Origin of the sequence: Acidovorax sp. GW101-3H11 (assembly GCF_001633105.1) — a bacterium.
Taxonomy (GTDB): Bacteria; Pseudomonadota; Gammaproteobacteria; order Burkholderiales; family Burkholderiaceae_C; genus Acidovorax.
Genome location: NZ_LUKZ01000029.1, coordinates 1 through 13,680, shown reverse-complemented (window position 1 = coordinate 13,680; position 13,680 = coordinate 1). Strand labels below are relative to the sequence as shown.

General features: G+C 61.7%; 12 protein-coding genes and 1 tRNA gene. 10 read left to right on the top strand and 3 right to left on the bottom strand.

The features are described from left to right. Window positions 1-25 precede the first annotated feature (25 nt). The 3 genes from A1D30_RS20410 to rapZ are packed head-to-tail and all read left to right on the top strand — an operon-like array spanning window position 26 to window position 3,461. A complete protein-coding gene (locus tag A1D30_RS20410) occupies window positions 26-925 on the top strand; it encodes an NAD kinase (protein WP_063462566.1) in 900 nt (299 codons plus the stop codon). A 2-nt stretch (window positions 926-927) separates the two neighbouring features. Continuing rightward, window positions 928-2,598, top strand: a complete 1,671-nt coding sequence (gene recN / locus A1D30_RS20405; RefSeq protein ID WP_063462565.1) for a DNA repair protein RecN — start codon at window positions 928-930, stop codon at window positions 2,596-2,598. Then, on the top strand, window positions 2,598-3,461 hold the full coding sequence (gene rapZ / locus A1D30_RS20400) for an RNase adapter RapZ (RefSeq protein WP_063462564.1): 864 nt from the start codon (window positions 2,598-2,600) through the stop codon (window positions 3,459-3,461). The genes recN and rapZ overlap by 1 nt, the downstream gene beginning before the upstream one ends. Before the next feature lie 47 nt (window positions 3,462-3,508). On the opposite strand, the gene mutY is transcribed toward rapZ, so the two are convergent. From mutY to mutM, 3 genes are all read right to left on the bottom strand, one after another. Next, entirely contained in the window at window positions 3,509-4,582 is a 1,074-nt protein-coding gene (gene mutY / locus A1D30_RS20395; RefSeq protein ID WP_063462563.1) for an A/G-specific adenine glycosylase, read from the bottom strand. Continuing rightward, on the bottom strand, window positions 4,579-6,540 hold the full coding sequence (locus tag A1D30_RS20390) for a dynamin family protein (RefSeq protein WP_063462562.1): 1,962 nt from the start codon (window positions 6,538-6,540) through the stop codon (window positions 4,579-4,581). The genes mutY and A1D30_RS20390 overlap by 4 nt, the downstream gene beginning before the upstream one ends. A gap of 149 nt (window positions 6,541-6,689) precedes the next feature. Further along, window positions 6,690-7,505, bottom strand: coding sequence for a bifunctional DNA-formamidopyrimidine glycosylase/DNA-(apurinic or apyrimidinic site) lyase (gene mutM, locus A1D30_RS20385; protein ID WP_063462561.1), 816 nt, complete (start codon window positions 7,503-7,505; stop codon window positions 6,690-6,692). A 29-nt stretch (window positions 7,506-7,534) separates the two neighbouring features. On the opposite strand from mutM, the gene A1D30_RS20380 reads away from it, so the two are divergent. The 7 genes from A1D30_RS20380 to pth all read left to right on the top strand — a co-directional run bounded on the left by A1D30_RS20380 (window position 7,535) and on the right by pth (window position 13,438). Next, window positions 7,535-9,313, top strand: coding sequence for a tetratricopeptide repeat protein (locus tag A1D30_RS20380; RefSeq protein WP_063462560.1), 1,779 nt, complete (start codon window positions 7,535-7,537; stop codon window positions 9,311-9,313). A 41-nt stretch (window positions 9,314-9,354) separates the two neighbouring features. Then, the gene (locus A1D30_RS20375) at window positions 9,355-9,843 is read left to right on the top strand and encodes a lipoprotein insertase outer membrane protein LolB (RefSeq protein WP_347336245.1); all 489 of its coding nucleotides are present in this window, start codon (window positions 9,355-9,357) and stop codon (window positions 9,841-9,843) included. Window positions 9,844-9,883: 40 nt separating this feature from the next. Continuing rightward, window positions 9,884-10,741, top strand: coding sequence for a 4-(cytidine 5'-diphospho)-2-C-methyl-D-erythritol kinase (gene ispE / locus A1D30_RS20370; RefSeq protein ID WP_063462558.1), 858 nt, complete (start codon window positions 9,884-9,886; stop codon window positions 10,739-10,741). A 30-nt stretch (window positions 10,742-10,771) separates the two neighbouring features. Further along, window positions 10,772-10,848: transfer RNA gene (locus tag A1D30_RS20365), tRNA-Gln, on the top strand. 47 nt (window positions 10,849-10,895) lie between these two features. Continuing rightward, window positions 10,896-11,870 (top strand): ribose-phosphate pyrophosphokinase, encoded by a 975-nt coding sequence (locus A1D30_RS20360; protein WP_063462557.1) that lies wholly within the window; start codon window positions 10,896-10,898, stop codon window positions 11,868-11,870. Window positions 11,871-12,031: 161 nt separating this feature from the next. Then, a complete protein-coding gene (locus A1D30_RS20355; protein ID WP_063462556.1) occupies window positions 12,032-12,667 on the top strand; it encodes a 50S ribosomal protein L25/general stress protein Ctc in 636 nt (211 codons plus the stop codon). A 162-nt stretch (window positions 12,668-12,829) separates the two neighbouring features. After that, window positions 12,830-13,438, top strand: coding sequence for an aminoacyl-tRNA hydrolase (pth, locus tag A1D30_RS20350; protein WP_063462555.1), 609 nt, complete (start codon window positions 12,830-12,832; stop codon window positions 13,436-13,438). Window positions 13,439-13,680 lie beyond the last annotated feature (242 nt).

Genomic DNA, 13,680 nt, shown 5'->3' with positions numbered 1-13,680 from the left:
ATGATTTTAATGATGTAATTTCGCGATGACGTCCAATTTCCGCCATGTCGCACTCATAGGCAAGTACCAAGCTTCATCTGCGGGCTCCACGGGCGACAGCTCTCGCCAGGCCTTGGAAGACATCGCCCACTTTCTAGAACGCCAGGGCTGCGAAGTGGCGCTGGAAGCGGAGACCGCCAGCAATGCGGGGCTGACGCATGACTACCCCTCGCTGAATGTAGACGAGATCGGTGCCCGGTGCGACTTGGGCTTGGTAGTGGGTGGGGACGGCACGATGCTGGGCATCGGCCGCAGGCTCGCACGGTTTGGTACGCCGCTGATCGGGATCAACCAGGGGCGGCTGGGGTTTATCACCGACATCCCGTTTGACACTTACCAGGCAACCCTCTCACCCATGCTCAAGGGTGCATACGAAGAGGATCTCCGCCCCCTGATGCATGCCACTGTGGTGCGCGATGAGCGAATAGTGTTTGAAGCCCTTGCCATGAACGACGTGGTCGTGAACCGCGGCGCCACATCTGGCATGGTGGAATTGCGGGTGGAGGTGGGTGGGCGGCTGGTGGCCAACCAGCGCGCTGACGGGCTCATCATCGCTTCGCCTACCGGCTCGACAGCCTACTCGTTGTCAGCAGGCGGCCCCATGCTGCACCCATCCATCCCGGGTTGGGTGCTGGTGCCCATTGCACCGCACACCTTGTCCAACCGCCCCATCGTTTTATCCGACGCCACGGAGGTGGCCGTAGAGGTGGTGAGCGGACGCGATGTCAGTGCCAACTTTGACATGCAGTCATTGGCCTCCCTGCTCCACGGCGACCGCATCCTGGTCAAACGGTCAGAGCATTGTGTGCGGTTCCTGCACCCGCAGGGCTGGAACTATTTTGCAACGCTGCGCAAAAAGCTGCGCTGGAATGAGGGAGGCTCCTGACCATGGCACTCCGGCGAATCACGTTGCGTGATTTTGTGATTGTCCAGACGCTGGAACTTGAACTCCAGCCTGGCTTCACTGTGCTGACCGGCGAAACCGGGGCGGGCAAGTCCATCCTGATTGATGCGTTACAACTGGCCTTGGGTGCGCGCTCGGATGCAGGGGTTGTGCGCGAGGGCAGCCCCCGGACAGACATCTGCGCTGAATTCGATTGCCCAAGGCATGTCCGGCCTTGGCTGGAAGAAGCCGGGTTTGATTCAGACGACATGCTTTTGCTGCGGCGCACAGTGGATGCCCAGGGAAAAAGCCGCGCCTGGATCAACGGCACCCCCGCCACGGCAGCGCAGTTGCGCGCACTGGGGGACATGCTGCTCGACATCCATGGACAACACGCCTGGCAAAGCCTCACGCGGCCTGAATCAGTGCGCGGATTGCTGGATGCGTTTGCGGGCACCAGCACGGCCGACACCCAACTCCGTTGGTCGCAGTGGCGCGCGGACCAGAAAGCCCTGCTGCAGGCGCGCCAGGCGCAGGCCACCTTGCAGCAGGAGCGTGAGCGCCTGCAATGGCAAATCAGTGAAGTGGGGAAGCTGGCCCCCGCTACCGATGAATGGAATGAGCTGGATGCGCAACACAAAAGGCTGTCGCACGCACAAGCGCTTCTGGATGCAGCTGACGGGGCCATCCAAACCCTGCAGGCCGATGAGGCGGGCGCACTCAGTGCCCTGACGAAGGCCCACTTGCTTCTACAAACCCAGGAGAATATCGAACCCGAATTTGCCAGTTTGGCCGATATCCTTGCATCCAGCCTTGCGCAAGCCAACGACGTAGTCCATTCACTGCATTCGTACCTGCGGCATGCCGACATTGATCCACAACGCCTGGCCGAGCTGGATGCACGCATGTCGCAATGGATGACTCTCGCCCGCAGATACAAGCGGCCTCCCGGGGATTTGCCAGCGCTGCTGCAGGACTGGAAGGCCGAGCTGCACCAACTGGACGCAGCCACCGATTTGGACCAGCTGCAAGCCGCCGAGGCGGCCAGTGCCAAGGCTTATCAGGTGGCCGCTCGGACACTGTCGCAGGCGCGCGCCAAGGCGGCGCCCAAGTTATCGACGGCCATTACCCAGGCCATGCAAGGACTGGGCATGGAGGGCGGACGGTTTGAAGTGTCCCTGACCCGTGCCCAGGAACCCGCAGCCCACGGGATGGATGATGTTGTCTTTCTGGTCGCTGGCCATCCAGGCATGAGCCCCAAACCGATTGGCAAGGTTGCCTCTGGCGGCGAGCTGTCACGCATCTCCCTTGCCATCTCTGTCACCACGAGCGAGCTGGGTATGGCGCCCACCCTCATCTTTGACGAGGTGGATTCTGGCGTGGGCGGCGCCGTCGCAGAAACCGTGGGCAGATTGATGCAGCAACTGGGCCGGGACCGCCAGGTCCTGGCTGTGACCCATCTGCCCCAGGTCGCGGCCTGCGCGCACCACCATCTCAAGGTGTCCAAGCGCAAGAGTCCAGAAGGCACCACCAGCATGGTGCTGGCCGTTCAGGAAGAGCAACGTGTTGCCGAGATTGCGCGCATGCTGGGCGGCGAGCGTTCAACAGACACCACCTTGGCCCACGCCCGAGAGATGCTGAACCATGTGGCAACAACCCTGGCCGAAAGCGACTGATGGCACTTGAAATTGTCTTGATCACAGGGATGTCGGGCTCCGGGAAGTCCGTGGCCCTGCATGCCCTGGAAGACGCCGGATATTACTGCGTAGACAACCTCCCACCCGAGCTGCTGCCCGCCTTCGTTGCGCTGGAGCATCGCCACCACGGGAACCGAGTCGCCATCGCCATGGACGTGCGCAGCGCGACCTCGCTGCACCAGGTCCCCCAGGAGCTGAATCGCCTGCGCAGCCAGGGCGTGGCCGTGCAATCGATCTTTCTGGATGCAACCATCGACACCCTGGTGCGGAGGTTCTCCGAGACGCGCCGCCGCCACCCTCTCTCCCATGACGACCTTCAGCAGGGACGAAGGGCCCTGGTGCAGATCATCGAACTGGAGCGCGAACTGCTGGCCGACTTGCGTGAGCAGTCGCATGTCATCGACACCAGCACGATACGGGCGTCGCAGCTGCAAAGCTACGTCAAGAGCCTGATGTCTACTGCGCAAGGGCAGTTGACCCTGGTATTTCAGTCCTTCGCCTTCAAACGCGGCATCCCTATGGATGCAGACTATGTCTTCGACGTGCGGATGTTGCCCAACCCCCATTACGAACCGACGCTGCGCGATCTGACGGGACTGGACCAACCCGTCGCGGACTTTCTGCGCCACCAGCCCGATGTCAGCCTCATGCGCGCCCACATAGAGCAGTTTCTGGCGCATTGGCTGGACATGCTTGACAGGAACCACCGCAGCTATGTGACGGTCGCCATTGGCTGCACGGGCGGACAACACCGCTCGGTCTATCTGGTGGAACGACTCGCCGAGGCCTTCAGCGACCGCTGGACGGCGCTGAAGCGCCACCGGGAACTCGACGGGCGCTGAGCATCGGGCTGCGATCGGGTTGCGGATCAGCCCCCGTCTTCACCACCTCACCACAACCGTGCTTGGGTCGCGTCCAGCAGTTTGCGGATTGGGGCAGGCAAGCCCACAGACGGCCATTGGTCCGGCCCGAGCCACTCGCCATCCCCCAGGGCATCTCCCGCAAAATCCCCACTGATCAGTATTGGATGGAGATGCAAGTCCCTGTGCGTAAGCACATGCAAAAAGGCAGGCAGCTCTTCCTGCAAGTACTGTGATGGGTCGCCAAGGCTTTCCACAAAAGCAGCGCATTCAGCATCGCCCGGAAAGACCGGCACGCAATGCATGCCTGCCCAAATGCCCGTCGGGGGGCGCCGCTGCAGCCAGACTCGACCAAGGCCATCACAGAGGATCACCAACTGCCACGACTCGGATCTGCGGACCAGCTTGCGCGTTCTGACGGGATAACGCTCGGGGTCACCATCTGCCAACGCCTTGCAGGACTCCATCAAGGGACAGTCGGAACAGCGGGGAGCGCGTGGGGTACAAATCGAGGCCCCCAGATCCATGAGCCCCTGGGTGTATCGGGGCATTGCTTGGGCCAGGTCTTGGGTGGGCAGCAGCGAATCCGCCATCCCCCACAGCAGGCGTTCGTTGGCGACAGACGCCATGTCCTTGTCAAACCCCAGCAGGCGTGTCAGCACCCGCCGCACGTTGGCATCCAGTATCGGCACCCGCTCCGAGAAACAGAATGCAGCAATGGCTCCCGCCGTGGATCGGCCGATGCCTGGCAGGGTCGCCAAGACCTCCGCTGAGCGAGGAAACAGTCCCCCGTGGTCAGCCACAACCTGCTGCGCACAACGGTGCAGATTGCGTGCCCGGCTGTAGTAGCCCAAACCGCTCCAAAGCCCCATCACCTCGTCCTGGGGCGCGTTTGCCAAGGCAATGACGTCCGGGAATCGCGCCAGAAACTGCGCGTAGTAGTCCAGCACGGTGCTGACCTGGGTTTGCTGCAGCATGATCTCTGACAGCCATACGCGATAGGGGTCTCGGGTTTGCTGCCAGGGCAGGTGGTTGCGGCCATGGGTGGCCTGCCATGCCACCACGCGCTCGGCGACGCGCGCGCCCTCTGCGGGCGCACTCATGCCGAGACAAGATGCGCGTCGGAAGCTGCGGGCTCCAGGCCCGGCAAGGCAATCAGCTGAGAGGTAAGCTCCTGCAGCCTGCGCTCCAGCGAGCCCAGCGCCTCTTCACCCGCCTCAATTTCCGAAATACGCTCCACCAGCCCGCTGGCTGCTTGTTGTATGCGATCCACCGCCTCGATGCGACGCGCAAAGCTGCGGCGGCGCTCGCGCAATTGCGCATCCAGTTGCGCCGTTGCCGACTTGCTCCACAGTTCCAGATCGTTGGCTGCAGACTCATACACCGTGCGCAACCGCATGGCCAGGGCCCGCACCAACCGCTCGGCAAATTCCGGCTGCGCCAGTTTCAGCGCATTGCCTACCCCAAGGTACTGCAGATGGCTTTGTTCGATCTGGTTCAGGTCGTGCGTGAAGTGTTCCAGCTGGGGCGGCGTGGGCACCTGAAGCGAGAACCCGAACTCGGCATTGAGCTGACGGAAGGTCCCACCCAACATGGCCTGGATTTCTGTGCCTGAGGCCTGCGCCTTGTCCAGCGTTCCACGCAGTTTGTCGAAGGTCTGGACATAGATTTTTTTGACGCCCAGCTTGAGGCCTTTTTGCTGCAGCGTTTGCGCCAACTCCGACAACTCAGCCTTGAGCGCTTTGGCGCCCAACTGCTGGAACACATCCCGCAAGAGCTTGAGGTGCACAGCACGCACGGCCTGGATCTTGGCGGTGCTCAAATCGAATTCACGCTGCTCCTGCTCGATGCGGTGGCGCATGGATTCGATCACCGAGGCGTTCTTGCCCCGCAGGCTGCGCAACTCGGCCATCTGGTCGTCCAGATCCCGGCGACGAATGTTAATCACCCGCCCGGTCTCTGTGCGCAGGCTGGCCACCCCTGCGGAAACTGCCGCCCGCAGTATGGATCTGCGCCGACCCATAATGCCTTTGGCCAGGGCTTCCTCCAGAACAGGCAAACCACTGGTTTCAAGCAGAACATCATCCGCCGTGATCTTGGCAACCAACCCCTTCTGGGCGGATACGGGGACCACCCTTTCCAGCGGCACGCCCAGCATCTCTGCCGATGTGCTGCACTGGCGCTCCATCTGGGACTGCACCTGCTCGGCGCTGTTCAGCGTATCCCAGAGCGTGTCGATCTTGTTCAGCACGACGAGCCGCGCATCCATGCTGTCGGGAGATATCGCAAGATGCTCACGCCAGATAGAAAGATCAGAGCGGGTGACGCCAGTATCAGCACTCAGAATGAAAACCACCGCATGCGCCTGCGGGATCAGGTTGACGGTCAACTCGGGCTCTGCGCCCACGGCATTCAGGCCGGGAGTGTCCAGAATCACCAGCCCCTGCTTGAGCAGCGGGTGGGGAATGTTGATGATGGCGTGCCTCCACATGGGCACTTCCACCAGGCCCTGGGCATCGGGCACAGGGTTCTCATCGGTCAGCTCATCGTGCCAAAAACCCAGCGCTCGGGCATTGTCCAGGCTGACCTTGCGCACCTCGGCCACTTTCTCCAGGGCCTTGGCGATCTGGTCCGCATTGCCAACATCCAGGGGAATTTCTGTCCAGCGTTCGGCCTTCATCCGCCACTCGGCAAGACCCTGCATCTGCAGACGGGTTTCGATGGGAAGCAGCCGGAGACTGGGCGCCACATTGGCGTCATAACCCAACTCAGTGGGGCACATGGTGGTGCGGCCTGCGCTCGCAGGCATGATGCGGCGCCCATAGTCGGCAAAGAAGATCGCGTTGATCAGTTCCGATTTGCCGCGGGAAAACTCCGCCACAAAGGCCACCATGACTTTGTCGCTGCGGACCTGTTCCTCCAGGCGATGCAGTCGCTCCTGCACGGCGGCATCCATCAGGTCATGCGAGGACATCCACTCGGCCAGTCGCTTGAGCTGCTGGGCGAACTCCCGCCGCCAGGCGCCGTGCTGGTCGAACTGTTCGTTGAATGAAGGTCCCACTTTGCTCCCACAGATCTATGAATGGCCTACAAGGTAGACATACACAAAATATAGCATCGACCGCACGCAGGCTGTTGGAAGCCCGGACGCGGGTGCTTTTATGAGACGCCCCCAGCGGGTCTCCGCACCAATCGTTGAACGGCTCCTTCCTAGGGCCGCTGGCACTGGGGGCAGAAGTAGCTGCTCCTCTGCCCCTGGCGTAAAAGCCGTATCGCCGCGCCACAGGTGTGACAAGGGGCGCCCTCGCGCCCATACACATTGGCGGTGGTCTGAAAGTGCCCCGCCATGCCCTCCGCATTCGAAAAATCGCGCAAGGTACTGCCCCCCATCTCCACGGCGCGCGCCAGCACCACACGAATGGCCTCGTACAAGCGGCGCACCCGCTCGGCTCCGATGCGAGAAGACACCGCCGTGGGCCGGATGCCCGCCATGAACAGCACTTCGGAGGCGTAGATATTGCCTACACCCACCACCAGATGACCAGCCAGCAGCAACTGCTTGATGGGCATACGGCTTTTTTTCAGACCTGCCTGAAAATCCGGCAAAGAGAAAGCGTCCGACAAGGGCTCCATGCCCAGGGCGCCGAGCAGCTTCACCGCCACGGGTGCTTGTTCACCCGCTGCAAACACGACTGCTCCAAACCGGCGCGGATCATGCAGTCGCAGGGTTCCCTTGTCTGTCACCAGATCAAAATGATCATGTGGCCCGGCTGCTGGCAAACCATACGCAAAGCGCAGGCTGCCCGACATGCCCAGATGGATCAGCAAAAGCCCCCCGCTGGTGTCTGCCAGCAGATACTTGCCCCGCCGGCGCAGCCCCATGACCTGTTGACCCACCAACGACAGGGGGTCACAGCCCAAAGGCCAGCGAAGTGGCTTACCCAGAACCACGGCTTGAATTTTGGCTCCCGCAATCGCTTCGGCAAAGCTGCGGCGGGTCACTTCCACTTCGGGCAACTCAGGCATACAAAAGGCCGGGCAACGGCTTCACAGGCATGGATTATTATGGCCCGATGGTGCTCTTTCACAGCTTTCGAACCGCCGCATTCGCTGCCGCAGTGGCGGTTGCCGCCCAATCCGCATGGGCCCAGCAACCCAGCAGTGTCAACCGCGCCACCACCAGTGGGCCACCGGCTGCATCCAACCCGGCCCTGGACGCTGAGTTGTTCTACGAAATTTTTCTGGGCGAAGTCAGCGCACGCACAGGTGACCCTGGCGCCGGCTACGCGTTCATGCTCGAAGCCGCACGCCGCAGCGCCGACGGCCAGCTCTACCAACGGGCGGCGGACATCGCCCTGCAAGCCCGCTCGGGCGAATACGCCCTGGCTGCAGCCCGGGCATGGAAAGAGGCCCTGCCCCAATCCCGCGAGGCCAACCGCTATGTGCTGCAAATCCTGGTGGCACTCAACCGCATTGGAGAAACCCCGGACCTGTTGCGCCAGGAACTCGCACAGTCCCCACCCCGCGCCAAGGCGGCCTCGCTGTCTGCACTGCCCCAAATGTACGGACGTGCCAGCGACAAGGCGCTGGCAGCCAAGGTCGTCGAACAGGCCCTCATAGACGAGCTGACCAACCCCGCGACAGGCCCCGCTGCCTGGGTTGCGCTGGGGCGCCTGCGCTTGGCCGCTGGCGACAAAGGCGGCGCACTGAATGCAGCGCGCAAGGCGCAAGACCTGGACAACGCCAGTGAGGATGCCGCGCGGTTGGCACTGGAACTCTTGGACGAAAGCGTCCCAGAAGCAGAGCCCATTGTGATTCAGGCGCTGGCAAAACAGCCTGTGCCCGAACTGCGGATGGCCTATGCGCGTGTACTGCTGGGCCTGCAGCGTTATCCCGATGCTGGCCGCCAGCTGGAAGCCGTGACCAAGGAGAAGCCCGATCTGGCGGAAGCCTGGCTCGTGGTCGCCACGCTGCAGTTTCAGGACAACCGCCTGCCCGCCGCTGAAACCTCTTTGCAGCGCTTCATCGACCTGGCCTCCGCCAGCCCTGATACAGAAGTGCGACAAAAAAGCCTGACCCAGGCCTACTTGCTCTATGCACAAATTGCAGAAAAAAAGAAAGACTTCGCGGCCGCCGAAGCCTGGCTGGGTCGCATTGACAACGCAGACGAAGTGTTTGGCGCCCAGATGCGCCGGGCATCGTTGCTGGCACGGCAAGGCAAACTCGCACAGGCGCGGGCGTTGCTGCGCAACCTGCCAGGAACCTCGCCCGAAAACCAGCGCATGAAGCTGTCAGCCGAAGTGCAACTGCTGCGTGAACAGCGCCTGTACAAAGAAGCCTACCAAGTGCAAGTGGAAATGGTGGCGCTGGCCCCGGACGACGCCGAACTGGTCTATGACCAGGCAATGCTGGCCGACAAAATGGGCAACCCGGACACCATGGAGCAGTTGCTGCGCCAGGTGATTGCCCGCCAACCCCAGTACCACCACGCCTACAACGCACTAGGCTATTCGCTTGCAGACCGGGGGCTTCGACTGGCCGAGGCCAAACAGTTGATCATGAAAGCGCTGGAATTTGCGCCGAATGATCCTTTCATCATGGACAGCCTTGGCTGGGTGGAATTCCGCCTGGGCAACAAGGCCGATGCAAAGCGCCTTCTGGAAACCGCATACAAGGCCCGCCCGGATGTAGAAATAGCAGCCCACCTGGGCGAGGTGCTGTGGAGCCTGGGCGACAAGGAAGGCGCTACCAGAGTCTGGAGAGAAGGACAGCGCATCAGCCCCGACAACGACACACTGAAAGAAACACTCAAGCGGCTTGGGGCAGGGCTTTGATGCACGCCTGCGGCAGAAGACATCGCCTGGAGTTGAGCACAGTGCTTCAACGCGGCTGGATGGTGTCGTGGATCGCCTGTTGTGTGCTGTGGCTCGCGGGTTGCGCACAGCCAGCCTCGAGGGCATCCCAAGAAGAAGACAGTTGGCGTGGGCGGATTGCCCTGCAGGTCGATGGACAGGCTGCGCAGTCCTTCTCCGCCACATTTGAGCTGCAGGGCAACCCTGAAAGCGGCAGCCTGGTGCTTTTGAGCCCGTTTGGAAACCGCATCGCCCAACTGGAGTGGAAAGATGGCCAGGCATCGCTGCAGAACGGGCAGGAGACACGGACCTCGGACTCGCTGGAGACGCTGCTGCTGGACGTGACAGGCACACGCATCCCGATTGCAGCCCTTTTCAGTTGGCTCAACGGCACCCAGGCCACAGCCCCCGGCTGGCAGGCCGATCTGTCTGGCATGAAGGACGGCCGCCTCACCGCGCGGCGCGAACACCCCACCCCACAAGCCATCTTGCGCATTGTGCTGACCCGCTGAGGCGATTGCCTTCAGCCTACGCCACTTTTCCCATTCTGCGATGCAAGCGCTATATGACGTGCCGGCTCCGGCCAAGCTCAATCTGTTTCTGCACATCACCGGGCGGCGCGCCGACGGCTACCACCTGCTCCAGTCGGTCTTCATGCTGGTGGACTGGTGCGACACCCTGCACTTCGAACGGCGCTCCGATGGCAGTATCTCCAGGGAAGACCTGGGCACCCCATTGCCCGAGATGGACCTGACGCTGCGAGCAGCACACGCACTCAAAGCAGCTACGGGCTGCACGCTGGGCGCGCACATCGGCGTTCTCAAGCGCATTCCCGCCCAGGCTGGCATGGGTGGAGGCTCGTCCGACGCTGCGACAGCATTGCTCGCCTTGAACCGACTTTGGGGCCTGGGCATGTCACGCCGCGCACTGGAAACGATCGGCTTGCAGCTCGGTGCAGACATTCCTTTTTTTTTACGCGGCAACAACGCTTGGGTGGAAGGAATTGGTGAGACAATCACGCCGCTTGAGAAAGCACACCAACTGCCGCAAGCGCGCTTTGCCATCGTGAAGCCCGCAGCAGGTTTGGAGACAAAATTAATTTTTTCGTCGCCGAATTTGAAACGCGATTCAGATAGTGCTACAATCTTAGGCTTTGCTGCAGAACACTTTGACTTCGGTCGAAACGACTTGCAGCCAGTTGCTCAGGCCCTCTGCCCACAAGTCACGCAAGCCATCGAATGGCTTAAAGACCGAGGATTACAGGCTAGAATGACAGGCTCTGGAAGTGCAGTGTTTGCACAAATGTCACATGAAGTGGACTTGAACAACGCCCCCGAAGGCTGGCAAGTCAAAGCATGTGAAAACCTGATGATTCATCCTCTGGCAGGGTGGGCATCAGACGAGAATTAAGGTTGGCTGCTTTCGGCAGTTGACCTGTGTAGGGGAGTCGCCAAGCTGGTTAAGGCACCGGATTTTGATTCCGGCATGCGAAGGTTCGAATCCTTCTTCCCCTGCCAAATATCTTCTCGCGTACGGGCTTTTTTTTCAGATTGCTGGGACTCTCATGCAAGCCAATCACCCCGACTTCATGGTTTTCACTGGCAATGCCAATCCTGGCATGGCAGCTGAAATCGCCCAGCACCTCGGCACCACCCTGGGTGCAGCCGACGTGGGTCGCTTCTCTGATGGTGAAGTCACCGTCGAAATCAAGCAAAACGTGCGTGCGCGCGATGTTTTCGTGGTGCAGTCCACCTGCGCACCCACCAACGAAAACCTCATGGAACTGCTGATCATGGTCGATGCGCTCAAGCGCGCATCGGCTGAGCGCATCAGCGCCGTGATCCCCTACTTCGGCTACGCCCGCCAGGACCGCCGCCCCCGCTCCACCCGCGTGCCCATCACCGCCAAGGTCGTGGCCAACATGCTGCAGGCCGTGGGCGTGGCCCGCGTGCTGACCATGGACCTGCATGCTGACCAGATCCAGGGTTTCTTCGACATCCCCGTGGACAACATCTACGCCTCTCCGGTTCTGCTGGGCGATCTGCGCCAGAAGAACTACGAAGACCTGATCGTTGTCTCGCCCGACGTGGGCGGCGTGGTGCGTGCGCGTGCCCTGGCCAAGCAGCTGGGTTGCGATCTGGCCATCATCGACAAGCGCCGCCCCAAGGCCAACGTGTCGGAAGTCATGCATGTGATCGGCGAAATCGAAGGCCGCAACTGCGTGATCATGGACGACATGATCGACACCGCCGGCACGCTGGTGAAGGCGGCCGAAGTGCTGAAAGAGCGCGGCGCCAAGAGCGTGTACGCCTACTGCACGCACCCCATTTTCTCGGGTCCCGCCATTGAACGCATCGCCAAGGGCTCGGCCCTCGACGAAGTGGTCGTGACCAACACCATCCCCCTGAGCGACAACGCCAAGGGATGCACCAAGATTCGCCAACTCTCCGTGGCCCCGCTGATCGCCGAGACGATCCAGCGCATTGCCAAGGGTGAGTCGGTGATGAGCCTGTTCTCGGACCAAGACAACCTGTTCTGACCCGCTCCCACCGGGAGCGATGCACAGCGGTTGCACACAAGCCTCCTTCGGGAGGCTTGTTGTCTGTTTGGGAACAACCAGTGGGCGGGTGGCGATGATGCCGCAAGCCTTTTTAAAACAGAGGATGACTGGTCGCGGTCGCCTCTTTCCAGGAGCTAACTATGAACTTCGTCGCTTTTGAGCGCGCCAAGCAGGGTACGGGTGCGAGCCGCCGTCTGCGCAACTCGGGCAAGACGCCTGGCATCGTGTACGGTGGCACCACCGAACCCCAACTGATCGAGATCGACCACAACGCTCTGTGGCACGCCCTCAAGAAGGAAGCTTTCCACTCCAGCGTGCTGGACATGGAAGTGGCCGGCACCACCGCCAAGGTTGTGCTGCGCGACGTGCAATACCACCCCTACAAGCAACTGGTGCTGCACATCGACTTCCAGCGCGTGGACGACAAGACCAAGCTGCACCTGAAGGTGCCACTGCACTACAGCGGTGCTGAAGAGTCCAATGCCGTCAAGGTGGACAAGTGCATGGTCAACCCGATCGTGAACGAACTGGACGTGACCTGCATGCCTTCGGACCTGCCAGAGTTCATCGCTGTGGACCTGTCCAAGCTGGAAAAGGGTGCTTCCCTGCACCTGAAGGACATCAAGCTGCCCAAGGGCGTGACGGCCAAGATCCGTGGCGGCCAGAACAACAACCCCGTGCTGGTGTCGGTTGTGCCTCCAGTCGTGGTCGTGGAAACCCCCGCCGACGCAGCACCTGCTGCCGATGCCAAGGGCAAGGGCAAGGGCAAGAAGTAATCAGCCACTCGCTGATCCACTTGCTTTTCCATCCAGGCCCCGTCTCGGCGGATATGGCCTGACCAACGGCCCACCTCGGTGGGCCGTTTGTTTTTCAGCGGCCGCGCAGCACCTGCGTGCCCTCGCCTCTCTGCCACCCTTCGCGCACGGATAATCCCGCCCATGATCAAGCTGTTTGTAGGCCTTGGAAACCCGGGGCCCGACTACGAGGCCACCCGCCACAACGCCGGGTTCTGGTGGATTGACGCCCTGGCGCGCGAACTCAAGGCCACGCTGGTGCCCGAGCGCAGCTACCACGGGCTGGTGGCCCGCACCACGGTGCACGGCCAGAGCGTGTGGCTGCTGCAGCCCCAGACGTTCATGAACCTCTCGGGAAAATCCGTGGCCTCGCTCGCGCGGTTCTTCAAGATCCAGCCCGAGGAAATCCTGGTGGTGCACGACGAGCTGGACATCCCCCCCGGCCAGGTCAAGCTCAAGCGCGGCGGCAGCCACGCGGGGCACAACGGCCTGCGCGACATCCACGGCCAGCTGGGCTCACCCGACTACTGGCGCCTGCGCATCGGCATTGGCCACCCCGGCGTGAAGAGCGAAGTCGCCAACTGGGTGCTGAAAAAGCCGTCGCCCGACCAGCGCACGCTGATCGAGGACTGCATCATCCATTCGCTCAAGGCCTACCCCGCGATGCTGGCAGGCGAGATGGACAAGGCCACCCTGCTGATCCACACCACCAAGCCCCCCCGCCCCAAGCCTGTGCGCCCGGTGGAAGACTGATCAGCGACCAAGCCAGCGGCTGGGCCAGCAGCCAATTACTATACTTTTGATAGCTTAAAAAGCTTGATGGTCGCGCGGTAGCGGCCAAAAAACGGCTCTCTTCCGTTTCGGGTGGAAAGCCACATTCCCCACCATAGCCATGGTCAGGCCCTTGCTTTTTGCAAAGGACTGCCCGGCAGGTGAGTGAGCTTTCCAGCGATCAGGAACGCCATGGCGATGAAGTGGTCGGTGGTGCCATAGCC

Bases quoted from the DNA above. Each gene is read 5' to 3' on its own strand.
- A1D30_RS20355 (WP_063462556.1), top strand. From the start codon at position 12,032: ATGAACTTCGTCGCTTTTGAGCGCGCCAAGCAGGGTACGGGTGCGAGC.
- A1D30_RS20410 (WP_063462566.1), top strand. From the start codon at position 26: ATGACGTCCAATTTCCGCCATGTCGCACTCATAGGCAAGTACCAAGCT.
- A1D30_RS20360 (WP_063462557.1), top strand. From the start codon at position 10,896: ATGCAAGCCAATCACCCCGACTTCATGGTTTTCACTGGCAATGCCAAT.
- pth (WP_063462555.1), top strand. From the start codon at position 12,830: ATGATCAAGCTGTTTGTAGGCCTTGGAAACCCGGGGCCCGACTACGAG.
- mutY (WP_063462563.1), bottom strand. From the start codon at position 4,582: ATGAGTGCGCCCGCAGAGGGCGCGCGCGTCGCCGAGCGCGTGGTGGCA.
- mutM (WP_063462561.1), bottom strand. From the start codon at position 7,505: ATGCCTGAGTTGCCCGAAGTGGAAGTGACCCGCCGCAGCTTTGCCGAA.
- ispE (WP_063462558.1), top strand. From the start codon at position 9,884: ATGCAAGCGCTATATGACGTGCCGGCTCCGGCCAAGCTCAATCTGTTT.
- recN (WP_063462565.1), top strand. From the start codon at position 928: ATGGCACTCCGGCGAATCACGTTGCGTGATTTTGTGATTGTCCAGACG.
- A1D30_RS20380 (WP_063462560.1), top strand. From the start codon at position 7,535: ATGGATTATTATGGCCCGATGGTGCTCTTTCACAGCTTTCGAACCGCC.
- rapZ (WP_063462564.1), top strand. From the start codon at position 2,598: ATGGCACTTGAAATTGTCTTGATCACAGGGATGTCGGGCTCCGGGAAG.